The organism is Staphylococcus sp. MSU001 (genome assembly GCF_052976705.1).
Map to the genome: position 1 here is coordinate 80,123 of NZ_JBRIKK010000002.1, position 20,543 is coordinate 100,665.

The following is a 20,543-nucleotide window of genomic DNA, read 5'->3' on the forward strand; positions in this document are numbered from 1 at the left end:
TTAATGAGTTGGAATGAGTCTCATTTTTTAATCGCTTATATTGAGGGAGGGTTAATGGTGTCTTCGGAGTATAAAAAAGGAATATTTTTAGCTTTAGGTGCTTATATTTTATGGGGGATTTTACCCATTTATTGGCGTTTAATTGATGAAATAGGCGCTTTTGAAATTTTGGCATTCCGAATTATTTTTTCAGTGATATTTATGATTTTTGTGCTCATTATAGGAAAAAATCAACGGAACGCTTTTTTTTAGAGATGTTAATCAGTTGGTATCGCATCCCGTACAACTTATTGCCATCATAGTTGCAGGGTATGTTATTACAGTGAATTGGGGGACATTTATTTGGGCAGTATCTAATGGTCACGTGCTACAATCTAGCCTAGGTTACTACATTAACCCACTAGTGAGTATCGTCTTGGCGCTTATATTTTTAAAAGAGAGATTTAATAAATTCGAATGGTTAGCCATCATCTTTGCATTAGTAGGCGTACTTTATATGACAATAAAAATCGGTGAATTTCCATTTATTTCACTTCTGTTAGCATTTTCTTTTGGTATTTATGGTTTACTAAAAAAGATTGTGCATATCGATGCGATAAGTAGCATCACTATTGAATGTATTGTTACTGCACCAGCAGGTTTAATCTATGTTATTTACCTATGGCAGCAACAACACATAACATTTGGATTAAATATATCATCATTTTGGCTACTATTTTCAGGTGCAATTACAGCAATACCATTGATTCTGTTCTCAGCAGGTGCTAAGCGAATTCCATTATCGTTAACTGGCTTCATTCAATATGTAGGGCCGACAATCATGTTTATCTTAGGTATCTTTGTCTTTAAAGAGCCATTTAACACTGATCAATTGATTACCTTTATTTTTATATGGATAGGTATTGTGTTATATAGTATTTCTCAATATGTTCAAATTAAGAAAAACCCAGTTGTAAAATAAATATACCTTCACTTTATTTAATGTGCATTCTCTAAATTAGATATTGATTCTAACTATTGATGTGTACATCAACGTTTAAATAGAGTGAAGGTGTATTTTTTATTTTGTATATCGACTGAATAGTAGTTGATTTGTAAAATATAAAGTTGGGTTAATCGTGTCTTTAATATCATTGACTTCTTTAAGCCACAACTGTAAATCATTGTAGTAGTCGGAACTCATAGACAAATCATTTGTAAAACATTTAGCTGTTGCTTCAATTGTATCTTTGTTTAATTGGTTAGAGATATCAGTTCGAGTATACATTGAGTAAATTTCAATTGCACTTGCTAAATGATGATTGATGTAATGAATGGCCTTTTGAATGACCTTCAGAAACTTTCTAAGTTTGATCTCACTCGTATTTAATACTTCAGGTGTAGTAATGAAAATGAGTTGACAAAAATCAGGTACATTATAATTTTTTAGTGGAAAATAATCTACATTTAGTCCTTGATTTTTAGCTTCAAGAATTTCAAAATTTTCGAAAATAAGTGTAGCAGCATCAGCTTTATCAGTTAAAAGTGCATCAGTATGATAAAAGCTATGATTAACTGGTGTGATGTCACCCTCTTTATATGTGCCGCCATCTGCTTCAATCATCGTTTTAGCCATGGCAATACCACCTGGACCGGGAGCGCCAGGATATTGAAGTCGCTTACCGATTAAATCTTTGGGGCGAGCGATATTTTTATCTTTGTTATACATAATACCGCCGTTAGTGTGAAGATATCTCGCAAACCCGATGACGTTTTGTTCTTTAACTCTATCTTGAACCAGATGAATAGGTTCAGTAATCGCGATATCCATTGAACCATTTTCAATCTCGTCTAATGCATCAAAGTGCTCTTTTGGTTCAATCATCTCAATTTCTAATGATTCTTCTTTAAACCATCCTTTTTCAATACCTATGATTAATGGCATATGATCAGGATTTAAAAACCATTCTAAACCTACTGTTAATTTGTCCATAAAAAATTCCTCCATCCATTTAATTATTGCGTAAAAAAGTGAATGAAGAAACAGTTATCAATATTGCTCACTTTCCTACGCTGGTGCTAACCAACAGGTTCAAGGGTTGAAAGTAGACTTTCTCTCAGCAAATTGAATTGCACCCCTAGTGATACTGGTTAATCTATGTACAGAATAACATAGTTGAATTGAATAAAAAGTAAAATGAATATAGTAAATATTAATCATGGGAGTATGATGCAAAAAAATAAGCTAACGTTTCAAACGTTAGCTTACAATATATTTGATGAACGGAAGTTTAATTAAAATTCTAACTTTACATCATACCAATGAGTTTCATCCATAGTGAACCTAATCCAATCCAAATAATAAAATAGACTATACCAAGTACAATATTCATAGTCCACCAGCGCTTTTGTGTAACATAGCCAGCTGCGTATAATATAGGCGCTGGTCCACTACTATAGTGTGTTGTTGATGCCAGTAAGTTACCAAAGAACCCTAACATTAATGCACTGAATAATGGCGGTGCACCCGAAGCGACTGCAACACCGAGTAACGCAGCGTACATAGCGCTGACATGTGCTGTTGCACTTGCGAATAAATAATGTGAGTAGAAATAAAACAAGATGAGTAAAACTAAAACGATAGGCCAACTAAAGCCATTCAAACCTTGAGCAATGAGTTTGCTTAACCAAGGGATAAAGCCTAACTTGTTTAATTGTTCTGCCATTAATACAAGAACTGAGAACCAAACGAGTGTATTCCATGCGCCTGTTTCATTTAAAATATCTGACCATGCTAATACACCTGTTAATAATAACAATGCTAAAGCAATAAATGCGGTGAGCGTGGCATCAACATTAATGAAGCTTCCTAATACCCACAAAGCCAATGCAATGATAAAGATACCAACCATCACTTTTTCGGCTATAGACATATGTCCCATTTCTTCTAGTTGTTCAGTAGCCCATTTTTTAGCGTTAGGCGTTTCTTTAACAGTTGGTGGGTATAATTTATAAATAATGAAAGGGACAACGATGAGAGAAATTAATCCGGGTATAATAGCAGCAACAAACCAATTCATCCATGTAATTTGAACGTGTGCCGTTTTTTCAGCCAAACTTTGCGCTATTGGGTTACCGGCCATAGCTGTTAAAAACATAGCCGAAGTAATTAAATTACCTTGGAACTCAGTAAAGATTAAAAACGCACCCATTTTTCTCTCAGAGCCATCTTTCGGCGATGAACCAAAAGACTCTGACAAAGACTTAATGATTGGAAACATAATACCACCAGCACGTGCTGTATTACTTGGAGTAGCAGGAGCTAAGATAAGATCAACACCAACAAGTGAATAAGCCAAACCAAGCGTTTTCTTTCCAAATAATTTAACGAATTGTAGAGCAATACGTCGACCTAGCCCTGTTTTTACAAATCCTCTTGAAATGAAAAAGGCCATTGCAATAAGCCAAATACTACTATTACCGAAGCCTTGAACGGCAGTTTTTGTATCAACAATTCCAACCAAAATCATGATTGTAAACCCAATGATTGATACGGCACCTATAGTCATAGGTTGAGTAATACAAGCAATGATGGTTGACACAAAAATAGCAAACATATACCAGGCTTGATCATTTAAGGCATCTGGTTTAATAGGTGTCAATGCCCAGATAATTAAACCAACGACAATAGGTAGAATAAACTTACGATATTTAACAGTACTTCCCACGACACCATCTTCCTTTATCTAAAATCTTTTTTACATTTTAATCATAGTCTTATCACACGCTGATGTACAGGTCTTTTTATAATTATACAATCTTTAAACATCATTACTTTTTTAAATCAGTTTAAGAGTTAGATAAACAGTAATTTATAAAGTTTATAAAGTATTAATAATTAATAACATACAATTGTTTGAAAACTCAAAATACTTGAAGTAGAATGGAATTGAAGGAATAAGAAAGCGCTTACAAATGTAAAATTTCTTATTCCTCATGCAAATGAAATTGGGATGGCACAACGTACTATTGGTGAAAGGAGGCATTTATTATATGAGTAAATCATATGACTTAATCGTAATAGGAGCTGGACCTGGTGGCTATGTAGCTGCAATACGTGGTGCGCAACTTGGTAAAAATGTTGCAGTCATTGAAAAAAATAATGCTGGAGGCACGTGCTTAAATGTAGGTTGCATCCCCTCTAAAACGTTGTTAGAACACGGCGAGAAAGCACACAACATACGAGTTGCAAATGATTGGGGTATCACAACGAAAGACTTAAAAATTGATTTTACTCAATTTGTCCAACGTAAAAAGAAAGTTGTACAAACACTTACGGGTGGCGTGAAGCAGTTGTTAAAGAAAAATAAAGTTGCTTATATTGAAGGGGAAGCACGAATTTCTAAAAACTTAAAAGTGGACGTTAACAATGAAACGTATCAAGCGAAAGATATCATTTTAGCAACTGGCAGTCAGCCGTTCATTCCACCAATTGATGGGTTAGATCAAGTCAATTATGAAACAACCGATACATTTTTCGATTTAGAGAAGCTACCAAAACAGTTAGCGGTTATCGGTGGGGGTGTGATTGCAACAGAACTCGCATCCTCAATGGCTGATCTTGGAGTTAGAGTTACGATAATAGAAGTTGCAGATGACATTTTATTAACTGAAATCAACGAAACTAGAGAAATGTTAAAAGCACATTTAGATAATCAAGGTATTAAGATACTGACGAAAGCAAAGATAAAACAAGTTAAGGAATCGAAAATAATATTAGATGGGCAAGATGATGTTAGCTTTGATACCCTTCTTGTTGCAACAGGTAGACAACCGAATACGCAAGTTGCAAAGAATTTAAATTTGGAAATGGATGGTAAATTCTTTAAAGTCAATGAACATTATGAAACGAGTCAAAAACATGTCTATGCTATAGGAGATTTAATTAAAGGATATCAACTTGCACATGCAGCAAGTGCGCATGGCATTCATGTTGTCGAAACAATAATGAACAAACAGCCGTCACTTGTGCGTCAAGAAGATATTACGCGTTGTATATACACAAGACTTGAAGCAGCATCAGTTGGGTTATCAGAAGCGCAAGCTAAAGAGGCTGGTTATGATGTGAAAGTGACTCAATCAGCATTTCAAGGGAATGCAAAGGCGTTAATTAAAGGAGAAAATGAAGGATTTATTAAACTTGTCGTTGATAAAAAGTATGGAGAGGTTCTTGGTGCTTTTATTGTAGGACCACATGCTACAGATATCATTGGAGAACTTTTAAGTGTCAAAGCATCAGAGGGTACGATTCATGAACTTTCTCAAATTATTCAACCACACCCGGCTTTATTAGAAGCAATAGGTGAGAGTGCAGATGCATTTTTTGATTCTGCAATTCATATGTAGTTTTAAACTTTATGACCTATGAAAGATAGGAGGAATTGACAATGAAAATGGAAAAAGAACAAGCACGTTGGATTTATAAAACGATGAACGAAATTCGATTTTTTGAAGAAAAGGTACACAAAATTTTTAGTGATGGTAGAATCCCAGGATTCGTACACTTATATGTAGGTGAAGAAGCCGTTGCAACAGGTGTTATGTCTCAATTAAGTGATGATGACTATATTACAAGTACACACCGTGGTCATGGTCATGCGATTGCAAAAGGATGCGATTTAAATGGTATGATGGCAGAAATTATGGGCAAGCGTGACGGATTAGGTCACGGTAAAGGTGGCTCAATGCATGTTGCAGAAATTGACAAAGGAATGCTCGGTGCGAATGGTATTGTCAGTGGTGGTTTTGGGTTAGCAATTGGCGCAAGTATTTCAATCATCAATCAAGGTAAAGATAATGTTGCGGTATGTTTCTTTGGTGATGGTGCTGCAAATGAAGGTAATTTCCATGAAGGACTTAATTTTGCTTCAATTTTAGATTTACCTGTTCTTTTTATATGTGAAAATAACCAATTTGCTGAAGGAACAACACACGACTACGCAAGTGCTTCTGAAACAATTGCAGAGCGTGCTGCGGCTTATAATATGCCGGGTGTACGTGTTGATGGCATGGATGTTGTGGAAGTATATAAAGCAACACAAGAGGCTGTAGAACGCGCTAAAAAAGGTGAAGGACCAACGTTAATTGAATGTGATACGTATCGTAAATATGGACATTTTGAAGGTGATGAGCAAAAAGTAAAATCACCAGATGATCGTAATGCAGATAAAAATGCGACAGTTGAATTTAGAAAAAGAGCAATTGAAAAAAATTGGCTCACTGAAAAAGAAGCAGATGAAATAGAAAAAGCAGCTGAGCAAGCGGTAGAAGATGCTGTGAAATTTGCTGAAGAAAGCGAATTACCAGATGAGGATTCATTATACAAAGATGTTTTTGCTTAAATCAAAAGGTTGGAATATTTATTAAAAGATATAAGAACAAATGACCTAACCACATAAGGAGGTTTTTACGATGAGTGAAGAACGCAAGTTAACATTTATGGGTGCTATTAATGAAGCCATTGACCAATCTATGGAAAAAGATGAGGATGTCATTTTAATTGGTACTGATGTCTCAGGTGGTGCAAAGGTAGACCACATCAAAGATGACGATACATTCGGTGGTGTATTTGGTGTAACAAAAGGACTCGCAAAAAAATATAGTCGTAAACGTGTAATCGATACACCGATTGCTGAGCACATTACATTGAGCACGGCAGTAGGAGCTGCTGCGACGGGGCTACGTCCAATTGCTGAACTCATGTTCAACGACTTTATCGGATTTGGTTTAGATCCCATTTTAAATCAAGGTGCAAAAATGAGATATATGTTTGGTGGAAAAGCCAAAATCCCACTAGTTGTACGTACTGTTCATGGAGCAGGGGCAAGCGCTGCTGCACAGCACTCTCAGTCTTTATATAATATGTTTGCAGCAATTCCAGGAGTTAAAGTTGTTGTTCCATCTAATCCATATGATGCGAAAGGTCTATTGATGTCAGCTATTCAAGAGGACAATCTTGTTGTCTTTTCAGAAGATAAAACATTATTAGGACAAAAAGGTAATGTTCCTGAAGAACCTTATACTATAGAAATTGGTAAAGCCAATGTGACGCGTGAAGGTGACGATTTAACAATTGTGGCTATTGGCAAAATGGTAGCTGTAGCAGAAGAAACTGCTGAAAAACTTGCAGAAGACCAAGTATCAGTTGAGGTCATCGATTTACGCTCAGTGTCACCGTGGGATCAAGAGACAGTTTTAGATTCTGTGAAGAAAACGGGCCGCCTAATTGTTATTGACGAATCTAATCCACAGTGTAACATTGCTGGAGACGTTGCTTCAGTGATTGGAGATGTAGGATTTGATTACTTAGATGGTCCAATTAAGAAAGTGACTGCCCCAGACACTCCTGTACCATTTGCAGCGAACTTAGAGGCGGCATATATGCCGAATGCTGATAAGGTATTAAATATTGCATCTGAATTAATTGATGATTTAAAAAAGGCTAACGCATAGGAGGTGTATCACAATGAGTGAAAATATTATTATGCCAAAGCTTGGAATGACAATGAAAGAGGGAACAGTTGAAGAGTGGTTTAAATCAGAGGGTGACACCGTAAAACAAGGAGAGAGTATTGTTACAATAAGCTCTGAAAAATTAACCAACGATGTTGAAGCGCCGGCGAGTGGGACATTGTTAGAAATTAAAGTGCAAGCCGGAGAAGATGCAGAAGTTAAAGCGGTATTAGGTGTAATTGGAGAAGAAGGGGAAGCTATTGATAAAGATGAAGATGATTTAGCATCAGAAAAAGTAAAAGAAGACAACGAGCATGAAAAAGAAACGCAAGAAGTTAAAGATACATCACAACAATCTTCCGATAATGAAGATAATTCGCCTAAAAGCGCATCACGAGAAAGAATCTTTATCTCACCGCTCGCACGTAATATGGCTGAGGATAAAGGATTAGACATTAACAAGATAAAAGGCACGGGCGGTAATCATCGTATTACAAAACTAGATATTCAACGTGTTGAAGCAAATGGATACGACTATGCTAGTGATACGACATCTAATGAAGATACAAGTCGTGTTCCAACACAGACTGTGGATACAAGTGCGATTGGTGAAGGATTGAATCCTATGCGTCAACGTATTGCTCAAAATATGAGACAAAGTCTTAATAATACTGCTCAATTAACATTACATCGTAAGGTTGATGCGGATCGCTTGCTAGATTTCAAAGACAGATTAGCTACGGAACTTAAACAAGCAGATCAAGATGTTAAATTAACTGTTACTGCATTATTAGCTAAAGCAGTAGTCCTTGCACTTAAAGAATATGGAGCAATGAATGCACGTTATGAACAAGGCGAATTAACTGAGTATGAAGATGTCCATTTAGGAATCGCAACGTCTCTAGACGAAGGCCTTATGGTGCCAGTGATTAATCATGCAGATACAAAAAGTATTGGTACTTTAGCCCATGAAATTAAATCATCGGCTGAAGCTATTCGTGAAGGAAACACAGGAGCAGTGCAATTAGAGGGAGCAACATTTACAATCACTAATATGGGTGCTAGTGGTATAGAATACTTTACACCAATTTTAAATTTAGGTGAAACAGGTATTCTAGGCGTTGGTGCTTTAACTAAAGAAGTCGTGCTAGAAGCGGATAACATTAAACAAGTTTCAAAAATTCCTTTAAGTCTGACATTTGATCATCAAATTTTAGATGGTGCAGGTGCGGCCGATTTTCTTAAAGTACTAGCTAAATATATCGAAAACCCTTATTTATTGATGTTATAGGTAGTGACAATGAATGGGCTAACAACATTGAACAATTTTGTTAGCCCGCTTTCATTTAATTTCAAAATAAAGATTGATAGAGCACTGATAAAAATCATTAAAAGATTTTTACCTATTAATAGTTAGTTGTAATAATTAATGAAATATTATATGTTGAGTGTAGCAACACGTTATTATTTTATATTAGGAGTGTGATACATTATGAAAAGGTTTGCAAAAGCATTTGTCGTAAGTGGTATTACTTTAGGTGCAATTTTAGGTTTAAATGTAACAGAGCATAATGGTGTATCTAATGAAGCAAAGGCACAAACAGCACACAGTTACTGGTATAAATATAATGGTTATACTGCATCGGGTGGCGACTTTGTACTTAGCAATTCATTTTATCGAGGTTTAAAAGCTGGAAACGTTACATTTAATGGTATTAAGGTAAATCAAAAATATGAATCTAAGACTGCTACTAAAAAAATATACGATCAGACATTTCAACAAATTAACGGAAATAAAGCAAACAACGTACAATTTAAAATTGCTTCCAGAACTGTTACTTTAGATCAAATTAAACAAAAGTATGGAAAAAATTATAATTATCAGCCGCCATTATCTAAAAACAAAACAAGTAAGACAGATGGCTTGTACGGTTATCAAGTCGGAAAAGGAAACATCGTTTTTCACGTTAAAGATGGGTATGTTACAAGTGCTACATTGTCATAAATGATTATATATAGCAAATTAAAAAAGAGAATATTATTTTAAAACATAGATAAACGGGAGTGGGACAACGAATTCAATATGAATTCTGTCCCGCTCCCGTTGTGTCATAGTTCAAAAGAATAATAAAGAAAGTGAATAATAGCGCTACTCAATTAAAGCTGCTTTACTGATTTTCTTGTTCATCCTGTTTTTCACGCTCTTCTAATGAAATAGAGTAATCTTTTTCATCATCAATTGATGTCATTTTAAAATGATGGATGGGTTCTCTTTTTAAAGCCCTCATGAGTGAGAATATCATTAGTAATAAAATGATAGAGAATGGTAGACCAGTAATGACTGATGCAGTTTGTAAACTTTTAAGACCACCTGCAATTGTCATAGCAACTGAAATCGCCCCAATAAGTAGACCCCATAAGACTTTATGTTTTAAAGATGGATTGATAGCACCACCTGTAGCCATACCTGCAACAATATGCGTAGTTGAATCAGCACTTGTTACAATAAAGATGAAAATAAGTACAATGGCTAAGGAACTAGTGACTTCCGACAATGGAAAATGTGATAATAATTCAAACAAGGCAACAGTATAATCTTTATCGACAATATGAACAAGCTTGTCGTTATGATTTAAAGCAAGCTTAATAGCTGTACCGCCAAAACCTGCAATCCATGTAAACGAAATTAGAGGAGGGATAATGAGTACACCTACGACAAATTCTCTAATTGTACGTCCTCGAGATACTCTTGCTACAAAGCCACCAATAAAAGGTGACCACGAAATTACCCAAGCCCAATAGAAAACAGTCCACTGTTGAATCCAACTATCATCTCCTGAGTATGGATTTACGCGTAAACTATATTCTATAAAATGCTGCAAATAATCAGAAATTGCTAGTGTGTATGATTCAAGAATAAACTTCAAATCACCGAAAACCAAAATAAATATGAGTAAAACCGCGCCTAATATGATATTAAAATTGCTTAACCATTTTACACCGTGATTTAAGCCAGTTAATGAAGAGCCTAAAAATATGGCTACCATCAAAATAGTAATTAAGATTTTAGTGGAATTATTATTAGGAACATCAAAAAGATGGTTTAATCCACCACCAATTTGCATAATCCCCAGACCAATGGATGTAGCAATTCCCATTACGGTTGCAATAATTGCTAATATATCAATAATATTCCTGAATGGACGTTTATAAGCTTCACCAAAAACGGGCTCCATAGCTGTTGAAATAAGCCCGTTACGTTGTTTTCTAAATTGAAAGTATGCAACGATTAATCCTGAAATTGCAAAAATTGACCATTGTGAAATCCCCCAATGGAAAAATGTATATCCCATCGCGACACGTGCTGATTCTTCAGAGTGATCTGCAATTTTTCCTGGGAAGGGTGAATGGAGATAATGCGTTAAAGGTTCGGCAACACCCCAAAAGACTATACCAACGCCAAGGCCTGCTGAAAATAACATGCCAATCCAAGATAGCATGGAAAATTCTGGTTCTTCTTCATCCGAACCAAGTTTAAAGCGCCCATATCTAGAAAAAGCTAAGAATATTAAAAATACATCCAAAACAAAGACAATGATAAGGAATAGCCAACCAAACCAATTTGTAATCCAATCGTAAATGCTTTGCGCATACATCCCAAATGCTTTAGGAAAGATACCCGCAATAAGTGTAATAACAACAATAATTAAAACAGAGATAGTATAAACAAGCGTATTGTTTATTTTTCGTTTGTTTTTCATTTTAATATTTTTATTCATCCCTTTTTAACTTGCAAAGTATTTGTTTAAAGTATACAGATAATTGGAAATATTTTCAAAAATACTTTTTGTATTTAAAATGATTTGATAAAAAAAGAGATTTTGATTTAGAGAAGTCTGTTGTATATGATAAAAGTATGATATTAAAGAGATGGGTGACAAAATGTATAAATATTTAAAAAGAAATCGATTCTCAACACAGACTTCAATTATAAAAAATGATGCTCAGCAACCTGTTGGTATGATATCGAAAGTGTATAAAAATTTTATTCAAAAATGTATTGGTTATTTAACCTTAGGTTTAAAATTAAATCAATATGAGATATGTGATGTGAATAATAATAGTGTAGCTTATATTAAGGTATCGCGATATATGGAGAAAAAACATTTTAAAGTAGAATATCGTGATTCAAAAGGTAGGCAGTGTGAAGCGTTATTTGATAAGCAAAGTAATGGTTATGAGGAGACGTATGGAATATTAAAAATTGACGGTATAATATTAAATATTCATGCTAATGAGAAACATCATACTACTATCAAAGATATAAAGCGAGATACACAAATTGCGAGTTGGAAACAAATTGGTGATTATGCTTATGCAGAAGGGAATGATAGGCTATTTAAAGAACATCAATTACTCTATATTCTTATCATGCACGCTTTTGCTAATACATATGTGAGCAAACGTCAAACGAGCTTGATGTTCCCAGGGCCACCTGTTTAAAGTACATACAGAATGATTAGTGAGCTAAGAGACTATTGGATTTCTCCTAATGCAATCTTGTTATCTTCAACGAAGTCGATAGCTTTGATTGCTTCAGTTAATCCTTTTACGATATCTTCAACGGACAATGAAGGTTGTTGAGAATGATTAATTGTTTGCTCAGGAATCAAAGGCACGTGTATAAATCCAAATAATAAGTCAGGGTAAAAATGGTCTGCCATATATCCAAGTTGATATAAGATATGATTACATACAAATGTTCCAGCGGAATTAGATAGTCTGCTAGGGAGACCAGTCTTTTGAATTGCCATTGTCATTCTTTTGATAGGTAAATTAGAAAAATAAGCGGGTGCGCCATCGTGACGTATAACTTGATCAATAGGTTGGTGTCCTTGATTATCTTTAATACGTGCGTCATCTATATTTATACCTACACGCTCAGGAGTGATTTCACTACGACCACCTGCTTGTCCTATAGCTAGAGCAACATCATAATTTTTAGATTTTAACACTTTAGCAATCACATTCGCAGAGTCATGAAATACTGTAGTAAGTATCAATCGATCAATTTTATGACAGCCAATTTTAGTTTCTAGATGGCTAACAGCCTCAAGTGCAGAATTAATTTTTTCATCTCCAAATGGTTCAAATGCTGTGACTAATATTTCCATGCAGACACTCCTTAAGTAGACTTATTATGTTATTTATTTTAAAACTATCAGTGACATAAATGATATCAATATTTGCCATTTTACGTATTCTTTATGTCAAAAAACAGGGTTAAAAGTTATTATAGATATTTAAATCATATAAAATACGCCTTTATATGTGAAATGTTAAACTCACAATAAAGGCGTGTTTGAATTATGCATGTGTGTGTTCAGGCACATCTTTGAAATTGTTTAAACGACGTTGCCATTCTTCATTGCTAATATGATGACGGGCAACGTAGCGATTGCGCTCATGTTTTGCGCAATCATACGAACATGCACCTAAATATTTTTCTTCATTTTCTTCAGAAACAAGAATTTGTTTATTACATTCAGGGTTTGCACAATTAATATAACGTTCACAAGGTGTACCATCAAAATGCTCTTTGCCGATGACTGTTTTATCAATTTGATTCACATCGACACTTATACGTTCATCAAATACATACATCTTACCATCCCAATATTGCCCTTTAGTTTCAGGGTCTTTACCGTATGTAGCAATACCACCATGCAACTGACCTACGTTTTCAAATCCTTCTTTTACTAACCAACCAGAAAATTTTTCACAACGAATGCCACCTGTACAATATGTGACAATATTTTTTCCGTCGAGTTGTTCTTTATTATTACGCACCCATTCAGGTAAGTCACGGAATCGTGTTATATCAGGACGAATAGCTCCGCGGAAATGTCCTAAATCGTATTCATAATCATTTCGAGCATCTAATATAACAGTATTTTCATCTTCTAGTGCGGCTTTAAATTCTTTAGGAGAATAGTATTTACCGGTAATTTCACGTGGATTAATATCTTCTTCTAAGTCGAGTGCAACAATTTCACGTCTTGGACGCACGTGCATCTTTTTAAACACATGACTTTCAGCTTCATCAATTTTAAAAGTTAAATCAGCAAAACGATTATCTGCATGCATATGCTCTATATATTTATCAGTATCTTCTTTAGTTCCAGATAATGTTCCATTAATGCCTTCCGTTGAAACTAGTATTCTTCCTTTTAAATGCTGTTCCTTACAAAATTTCAAATGTTCGGCTGCAAAAGTTTCAGGGTCATCTATAGTTACATATTTATAATAAAGTAGTACTCTATAATCCATAAATCTGTGCTCCTCTTTAGTCAATTTTAGTTAATTTAAAAGTATTTGAAGTTATATAAAAAAATTGATAGTGATTGAAGTTTAAAAATTAGACATTTTAATATTGTATCAAAATGAGAATTACTTTCAATAAGGTAGCCTATAAATCCGTCATTTGACCGATATAAGATGTGATTGTTTTTATATATGAATAAAAGTGTAGTTGTGTAGCTATAATGACATTTAATATAAATTTTTATAAAATGAGAATAAAGTCACCGAATAAAGAGAGGGATCCAATTGATGGCAAATCAAAAATTACCAACATTAAAATATACTGGTAAATCAGAAAGTGCAGTGCCAATTGTTTCAGAAAGTGAATTACAAACGGTAACAGCAGAGCCGTGGGTGAAAATTTCAGATAAAGGGTTACAACTAGAAGGACTTAATTTTAATCGCGAAGGTCAGTTATTCTTATTAGACGTGTTTGAAGGGAATATTTTTAAAGTTAATCCCGCGACCAAGGAGGTTACAACAGAATTTCAGTCTGTTAAAGATAATCCGGCAGCGATTAAAGTACATAAAGATGGCCGTTTATTTATCTGTTATCTAGGTGATTTCAAGACAACTGGAGGCATATTTGCGACAACAGAAAATGGTGAACAAATAGAAGAAATTATTTCTGATTTAAATACAGAATATTGTATTGATGATATGGTTTTTGACAGTAAAGGCGGATTTTATTTCACTGATTTTAGAGGGTATTCTACACAACCTTTGGGTGGTGTTTACTATGTAGATCCAGACTTTAAGAAGGTTACGCCAATTATTCAAAATATTTCTGTGGCGAATGGTATTGCTTTAAGTACGGATGAAAAAGTACTATGGGTAACCGAAACTACAACTAATCGACTTCACCGAATCACATTAGAGGATGATGGTGTGACTATTGCACCATTTGGAGCAACAGTACCATATTATTTTACAGGTCATGAAGGACCGGATTCTTGTTGTATTGATAGTGATGATAATTTATATGTGGCTATGTATGGACAAGGACGTGTATTAGTTTTCAATAAGAGAGGTTATCCTATAGGTCAAATTTTAATGCCGGGACGTGATGATGGGAAGATGTTACGTACAACACATCCACAATTCATACCTGGTACAAATCAACTTATAATTTGTACTAATGATATTGAAAACCATTCAGAAGGTGGGGCTATGCTTTATACAGTTAATGGCTTTGCTAAAGGATATGAGAGTTATCAATTTCAATAAATTCTTAAAAAAGCGTATGGAATAAGTTGTTTTGTATAAATAAAGGAAGTAGAACAAAGGTCGAATAAAACTTTATGTTTCTCACTCGTATAGCTCAATTTGAAAATTTGATATAACTCATTGTATTTTTTTATTAATGCAACGATTGTCCATAAATAAATATGCCTGAGACATTGAATGTGTCCCAGGTATTTATAATATGTGTTACTTTATTTTACTGTTAAAGATAAAAAGCTTAAGAAAATTTTCTATAACAAATCGTTTAATTCTCGATACTAAATTCTGCTGATGCTTCAAATTTTACGTTTTTACCTAACATCACGCCACCAGTTTCTAAAGCTTGGTTGAAATTAATACCATATTTTTCGCGGTTAATTGTTCCACTAACGATAAAACCAGTGACTTGTTGTCCATTCATTGGATTCTTACTTACACCATTAAATTCAACATCAAATGTCTCTTCATGAGTTTCACCTTTAATTGTCAAATCTCCAACTACTTGATCTTCGTTGATTTCTTTAGTTACAAATGTCATTTTATCGTTGTCTTCTGTACCGAAGAAATCGTTTGATCTTAAATGATTGTCTCTGTCCTCATTTTGAGTGTCAATTGAACTTGGAATAATAGTAGCTGTTGCTTTTAGTGAAGTTAAATCATTAATATCTCCATCTAATTGAACATCAAATTGTTTAAATGTTCCTTTTACTTGAGACACCATAAGATGTTTAATTTTAAACTGAATATCACTGTGAACTTGATCAAAGTTAAATTTTGTCATTATTATAACCCCTTCTCTCTTTATTACAATAGTTATGTTTCTTGTATTTATATTCTAGATACAGTAAGATGACTTATCAATTTTTTTGCTCTCATTAAATTTACGGATTTTTAACCCCTTTTTTAGTGTGTTTATAATACTAGATTTGTTAAAAAGAAATGAAGTATACATAAAAGAATGATGATATTTTGCAATCAACAGTAAATTTATCCTCCAGAAAAAATGTTGTAAAATTTTATTTTAAAATAAAAAAGAACATGTGATTGTTAATTTGAGGTTGCTCATAGAGAGAATTATTGAAGTATAAATTAAGAATATTTCATTTAATACTGAAGTAAGACAACGTATATCTCAAAAAATAATTAAGCACATATACTTTCATTTGACATTGCTATTAGAAGAAAGTAACATGACATTAAATCGTAATTTTTACGATTTAAGAATGATATAGAGATGATGGTTGGATGAATATAAGATGGACACATCCGTCCATGTCTATTTTATTTGAAGTGCAAACAAAGTGAAAATTCTTCAATACCTCATATAACACATCAATTGACCATCATCTATTATATTGTTCTTTTTATGTTTAGTTTCCTTTTATTTCTAACTCTTTTTATTTTCACTCGTCTTAGGACGAGTGTTTTTTTATAGTAGAGTGATGAAATTGTTGAAGATTCTGTTCAATTATATTCTGAAATTAAATCAACTCATAAGCTTTCTCGTATCTATGATGACTTGCAACATGGAATTTTAAATAACCTTTAGTACAATGGATATATTTATATATAGAGTGCATGGGTTAAACGACGTCTTTAAAAATGTATAATGAGATGATATTTGAGTTTGTTTTTATAAAAAGAGAGACAAGCTTATTTTTTATATAGAAATAGTGTTTATAAAAAGTGAATTGAGAAGGAATCGTGTGAATAGTTATTTTAACTCATTGAGTTTTAAAACATGGACAATTCATAAATTTTGTTGTATCGCTGATTTGTTAGATATCTACTGTGATAGATACTTAAGTCGCTAAGAAAAAAATAAAAAATCCTCCAACGAAGTTGGCTCGACTTCGTTGGAGGTATCAGGGGTAGGGGTTAATTTTGTTTCTAAATTTATTTACTCTAATTTAATATTAATTAAGGTTTTGAGGATAGGGGAGAAATATTTTATATTTATTTATTTTCTCTTCATCATTTTTATATTTTAAAGGGAAAGTATTTTATTTAGATTCGTAATAATTTAATTCTAAATCTTTAGATGTTTGTTTACGAGTTGCTCTCATTAACTTAACATCATCGATAAGAGATTTACCATATGATGGGATCATTTTTTGTAATTTTGGAGTCCAATCTTTTTCATACTCAGCAAAGTTTTTCTCTAAAACTTCTAGGGCTACTGATACTGAAGTTGATGCTCCAGGTGATTCACCTAATAATGCGATAACAGAGTGGTCTTTAGAGTTAACAACTTCTGTACCAAATTGAATGAATCCTTTACCGTGTTCTTTAGTATCTTTGATAACTTGAACACGTTTGCCTGCAGTGTATAATTGCCAATCTTCGTCACGAGCTTCAGGGTAGAACGTGCGTAGATGGTTCATACAACCTTCTTTAGTCATTAATACTTGGTCGATAGAGTATTTGATTAAAGGTAAGTTTTTAACTGCAGATGCAAGTAATGTTGTAATGTTATAAGGTTTAACTGATTTGAATAAGTCTAAGTTAGAACCGTTTCTTAAGAATTTAGGGCCAATATTTGCAAATGGTCCAAATAATAATGTTCTTTCACCATCGATATAACGTGTATCTAAGTGTGGTACAGTCATTGGAGGTGTGCCTGGTGGTTCTTTACCATATACTTTGACGTCATGTTCATTAATGACATCAGGGTTTGTACAAATTAAGAACTGACCACTGATAGGGAATCCACCAAGATGTTTACTTTCTGGGATACCAGTTTTTTGTAATAGTGGAATAGCGCCACCGCCTGCACCGATAAATACATAATCAGCTAGAACAGTTTCAACGTCTCCAGAATTACGGTTTTTAACTTTAACTTCCCAAATACCGTCTTTACGACGATTGAAATTAATTACTTCGTGGTTGTATTGAACATCAGCATTTGGATGTTTTTCAATACTTTTTGCCATTTTACGAGTCAATTCACCGTAGTTAACATCTGTACCTTCGTCGATTTTACTAGCCGCCATGATTTCGTTACCAGTACGACCTGTCATCATTAATGGCATCCATTTTCTCATTTCTTCGATATCTTCTGTATATTCGATGTTATCGAACATAGGGAAGTTACGCATTGCTTCGTAACGGTTTTTTAAGAATTTAACGTTATTTTTACCTCTTACGAAACTAATGTGAGGAAGTGGATTAATGAAATCTCTAGGGTTACTGATGTTACCACTTTTTACTAAGTGACCCCAGAATTGTTTTGAAATCTCGAATTGTTCGTTGATTTCTTTGGCTTTTTCTATATCAATTGAACCATCAGGTTGTTGTACTGTATAGTTCAATTCACATAACGCCGCATGTCCTGTACCGGCATTGTTTCTTTCGTTAGAACTTTCAATACCTGGACGATCTAAGCGTTCATAGAGTTTGATGTTCCAATTAGGTTCTAATTCTTTAATCATAGAACCAAATGTCGTACTTAAGACACCAGCGCCAATAATAACAACATTTTTTGACTCTTTATTAGCCATTTTTTGCTCACCTTTCTTTGGTTTAAGAATTCGTGCAAAAATAATTAAATTATTGCGCTGATTCCTATTATAAGACGATAGGCTATATAACAAAAATACATATTTATAATACTACCTATTCCATTTTGTAATATTTTGGACACAATATGATCATTGATTAGACACATTTACTAGTGAACAAGTATAAATATAAGGTGAACTATAGTGTCAAAATGGGATGTTAGGTGAAATTTTTAGGTGAGACTGACGTAAGTCTAAATATAATATATACTCTTCTCAATAGTGAAAAGAGTGCGTAAACAATATTAAGTTATCTACAATTGAATAATTTATTGGAAAGAGGGATGTAGATGTTAGAAACACATAGATTAAAGCTAGTGAAGCCTAATTTGAGTTATACAGATGAACTTTATCAATTGCATACAAATAAAGTAGCTACAAAGTATACACCTAAAGGTATTCATCAGAATAAAGTAGCAACCCGAGATTTTATTAAAGGATGGATGAGGCATTGGGATGAATATCAATTTGGTTACTTCATTTTAATTATGAGAGATAATCAAGAAGTAGTGGGAATAGCAGGATTTGAGTATCGTACAATTCATCAACAACAATTTCTTAATGCGTATTATAGAATCTTTCCATCGTATACTGGTGTTGGTTTAGCTTTTGAGTCGATGGAGGAGATTGCTCGTCATTTAGAAAAGCATGATACTATAACACCAAAAATAATTCGAACAAATCAATATAATACAAATTCTATTAAATTAGCACAAAGACTCGGATATAATTATGATGCTAACTGGGACGATGTAATTAATAAAGGAGATCGTTGTTTTTTTAACGTACAAGCGTTGGATAATAACTAAAACTATAAGCATGATGAATTTACAACCTAGCAATAATTAAAAATTTAATACTGATCAATAATATATGCCTCTTGTAAAGTATTATTTACTTCACAAGAGGTTTTTATTTTAATTAAAAATTGATAATTAAAGACTTAGATATATTTCATTATAAAAGAAAGAATTTTCAGAAAAATACTTGTCAGATAACTTGTAACATGTTAGTGTATTACTACATTTTTACTTTAGTGTATTATCGAACTAAAGAATGCAGCGTGAGGGAGGGGTGGCGTAAGTATGAACAATACCATTATTTCAATGAAAGAAAAGGAATTACGTTTTTTAAAGTTTTTTCATCAACAAAAGTATAATGTTGTAGATTTTAACTTAATTGAAGAATTGGATTGGCGACGATTGACTCACGAGGATTTGCAACAAATGGATGAAAGAAGCTTTTGGCAACAAAATAAATCTATCTATGCATTAAGAAATGATTTTACTGATCAATTATTCAGATATTATTCGAACTATCCAACACATTTTAAAAAAGTAGCTTATGCAGGGGATATTATCAGAGATAACAGAGTTATAAAGCAAGTCGGCATCGAGAACTACGAGCCACAATTTGATAAAATCACTCAAAATTTCTTAGATTTCCAATATTTTATTCAAAACGTACTTCATGATGATATTCAATTTGTCATTTTAGGTCACTATCAATTGATTGATGCACTTTTAGAGAAAAATCATCAAACTAGAGAAGTTATGGAGATGATAGAAGAACGCAATTTATCAGGGCTTATTCAAACACTAACTTTCAATCATCCCATCATTCAAATTCTTAAAGAGAACACATTAAACCAACTTAAAATATTATCTCATTATTTACCTGAGCAACATCCTGCAATGGGGGCAATTCAATCTTGGGCACAATGGTTTACTGATCATGGGATTACTGAAATCCACCTTGACGTAACTGCACAAGCGCCTAGATCTTATTACAAAGGTATTTTTATAAAATGTCATCTTAAAAATACTACTCATAGCGTTTTGACAGGTGGTTATTATCACGGTTCACTAGAAGGTTTTGGTTTAGGATTAACACTTTAATTATAAA

General features: G+C 33.5%; 16 protein-coding genes, 1 pseudogene and 1 riboswitch. Of the genes and pseudogenes, 10 read left to right on the forward strand and 7 right to left on the reverse strand.

Annotated elements, in window-relative coordinates:
- Positions 1-57: 57 nt before the first annotated feature.
- Positions 58-961: pseudogene (gene rarD / locus ACVBFA_RS01590) on the forward strand (EamA family transporter RarD).
- 99 nt (positions 962-1,060) lie between these two features.
- Here the strand turns inward: rarD and ACVBFA_RS01595 are convergent.
- Both ACVBFA_RS01595 and ACVBFA_RS01600 read right to left on the reverse strand, forming a co-directional pair.
- Complete coding sequence (locus tag ACVBFA_RS01595) at positions 1,061-1,972, reverse strand: ABC transporter substrate-binding protein (RefSeq protein WP_123213747.1); 912 nt, start codon at positions 1,970-1,972, stop codon at positions 1,061-1,063.
- Positions 1,973-2,027: 55 nt separating this feature from the next.
- A riboswitch (TPP riboswitch) is annotated at positions 2,028-2,129 on the reverse strand.
- Positions 2,130-2,288: 159 nt separating this feature from the next.
- Positions 2,289-3,707 (reverse strand): anion permease, encoded by a 1,419-nt coding sequence (locus tag ACVBFA_RS01600; RefSeq protein WP_002458082.1) that lies wholly within the window; start codon positions 3,705-3,707, stop codon positions 2,289-2,291.
- Positions 3,708-4,032: 325 nt separating this feature from the next.
- Between ACVBFA_RS01600 and lpdA the strand changes: the two genes are divergently transcribed.
- The 5 genes from lpdA to isaB all read left to right on the forward strand — a co-directional run bounded on the left by lpdA (position 4,033) and on the right by isaB (position 9,496).
- On the forward strand, positions 4,033-5,385 hold the full coding sequence (gene lpdA / locus ACVBFA_RS01605; RefSeq protein WP_070853442.1) for a dihydrolipoyl dehydrogenase: 1,353 nt from the start codon (positions 4,033-4,035) through the stop codon (positions 5,383-5,385).
- Positions 5,386-5,426: 41 nt separating this feature from the next.
- Positions 5,427-6,380 (forward strand): thiamine pyrophosphate-dependent dehydrogenase E1 component subunit alpha, encoded by a 954-nt coding sequence (locus ACVBFA_RS01610; RefSeq protein ID WP_126122197.1) that lies wholly within the window; start codon positions 5,427-5,429, stop codon positions 6,378-6,380.
- Between the two features lie 70 nt (positions 6,381-6,450).
- Entirely contained in the window at positions 6,451-7,491 is a 1,041-nt protein-coding gene (locus tag ACVBFA_RS01615) for an alpha-ketoacid dehydrogenase subunit beta (RefSeq protein ID WP_002475401.1), read from the forward strand.
- Between the two features lie 13 nt (positions 7,492-7,504).
- On the forward strand, positions 7,505-8,782 hold the full coding sequence (locus ACVBFA_RS01620; RefSeq protein WP_002446900.1) for a dihydrolipoamide acetyltransferase family protein: 1,278 nt from the start codon (positions 7,505-7,507) through the stop codon (positions 8,780-8,782).
- A gap of 201 nt (positions 8,783-8,983) precedes the next feature.
- On the forward strand, positions 8,984-9,496 hold the full coding sequence (gene isaB / locus ACVBFA_RS01625; RefSeq protein WP_002458078.1) for an immunodominant staphylococcal antigen IsaB family protein: 513 nt from the start codon (positions 8,984-8,986) through the stop codon (positions 9,494-9,496).
- 163 nt (positions 9,497-9,659) lie between these two features.
- Here the strand turns inward: isaB and ACVBFA_RS01630 are convergent, their stop codons facing one another.
- Complete coding sequence (locus ACVBFA_RS01630; protein WP_002499737.1) at positions 9,660-11,252, reverse strand: BCCT family transporter; 1,593 nt, start codon at positions 11,250-11,252, stop codon at positions 9,660-9,662.
- Positions 11,253-11,433: 181 nt separating this feature from the next.
- Between ACVBFA_RS01630 and ACVBFA_RS01635 the strand changes: the two genes are divergently transcribed.
- Complete coding sequence (locus ACVBFA_RS01635; RefSeq protein WP_002458076.1) at positions 11,434-11,994, forward strand: tubby C-terminal domain-like protein; 561 nt, start codon at positions 11,434-11,436, stop codon at positions 11,992-11,994.
- A gap of 32 nt (positions 11,995-12,026) precedes the next feature.
- Here the strand turns inward: ACVBFA_RS01635 and pcp are convergent, their stop codons facing one another.
- Entirely contained in the window at positions 12,027-12,665 is a 639-nt protein-coding gene (pcp, locus tag ACVBFA_RS01640) for a pyroglutamyl-peptidase I (protein ID WP_126122196.1), read from the reverse strand.
- 193 nt (positions 12,666-12,858) lie between these two features.
- The gene (gene trhO / locus ACVBFA_RS01645) at positions 12,859-13,821 is read right to left on the reverse strand and encodes an oxygen-dependent tRNA uridine(34) hydroxylase TrhO (protein ID WP_447158766.1); all 963 of its coding nucleotides are present in this window, start codon (positions 13,819-13,821) and stop codon (positions 12,859-12,861) included.
- Positions 13,822-14,103: 282 nt separating this feature from the next.
- Between trhO and ACVBFA_RS01650 the strand changes: the two genes are divergently transcribed.
- Positions 14,104-15,081: an SMP-30/gluconolactonase/LRE family protein gene (locus tag ACVBFA_RS01650; RefSeq protein ID WP_002446906.1), complete on the forward strand. Its 978-nt coding sequence runs from the start codon at positions 14,104-14,106 to the stop codon at positions 15,079-15,081.
- A gap of 262 nt (positions 15,082-15,343) precedes the next feature.
- Here the strand turns inward: ACVBFA_RS01650 and ACVBFA_RS01655 are convergent, their stop codons facing one another.
- Positions 15,344-15,859 (reverse strand): YceI family protein, encoded by a 516-nt coding sequence (locus ACVBFA_RS01655; RefSeq protein ID WP_002446907.1) that lies wholly within the window; start codon positions 15,857-15,859, stop codon positions 15,344-15,346.
- A 1,222-nt stretch (positions 15,860-17,081) separates the two neighbouring features.
- Positions 17,082-18,608 (reverse strand): L-lactate dehydrogenase (quinone), encoded by a 1,527-nt coding sequence (lqo, locus tag ACVBFA_RS01660; protein ID WP_255296948.1) that lies wholly within the window; start codon positions 18,606-18,608, stop codon positions 17,082-17,084.
- A gap of 320 nt (positions 18,609-18,928) precedes the next feature.
- Here lqo and ACVBFA_RS01665 point away from each other — a divergent pair, with 320 nt between their 5' ends.
- Positions 18,929-19,447 (forward strand): GNAT family N-acetyltransferase, encoded by a 519-nt coding sequence (locus tag ACVBFA_RS01665; protein WP_126122194.1) that lies wholly within the window; start codon positions 18,929-18,931, stop codon positions 19,445-19,447.
- A gap of 276 nt (positions 19,448-19,723) precedes the next feature.
- The gene (locus tag ACVBFA_RS01670; protein ID WP_002487479.1) at positions 19,724-20,536 is read left to right on the forward strand and encodes an ATP phosphoribosyltransferase regulatory subunit; all 813 of its coding nucleotides are present in this window, start codon (positions 19,724-19,726) and stop codon (positions 20,534-20,536) included.
- The last annotated feature ends 7 nt before the right edge of the window (positions 20,537-20,543 follow it).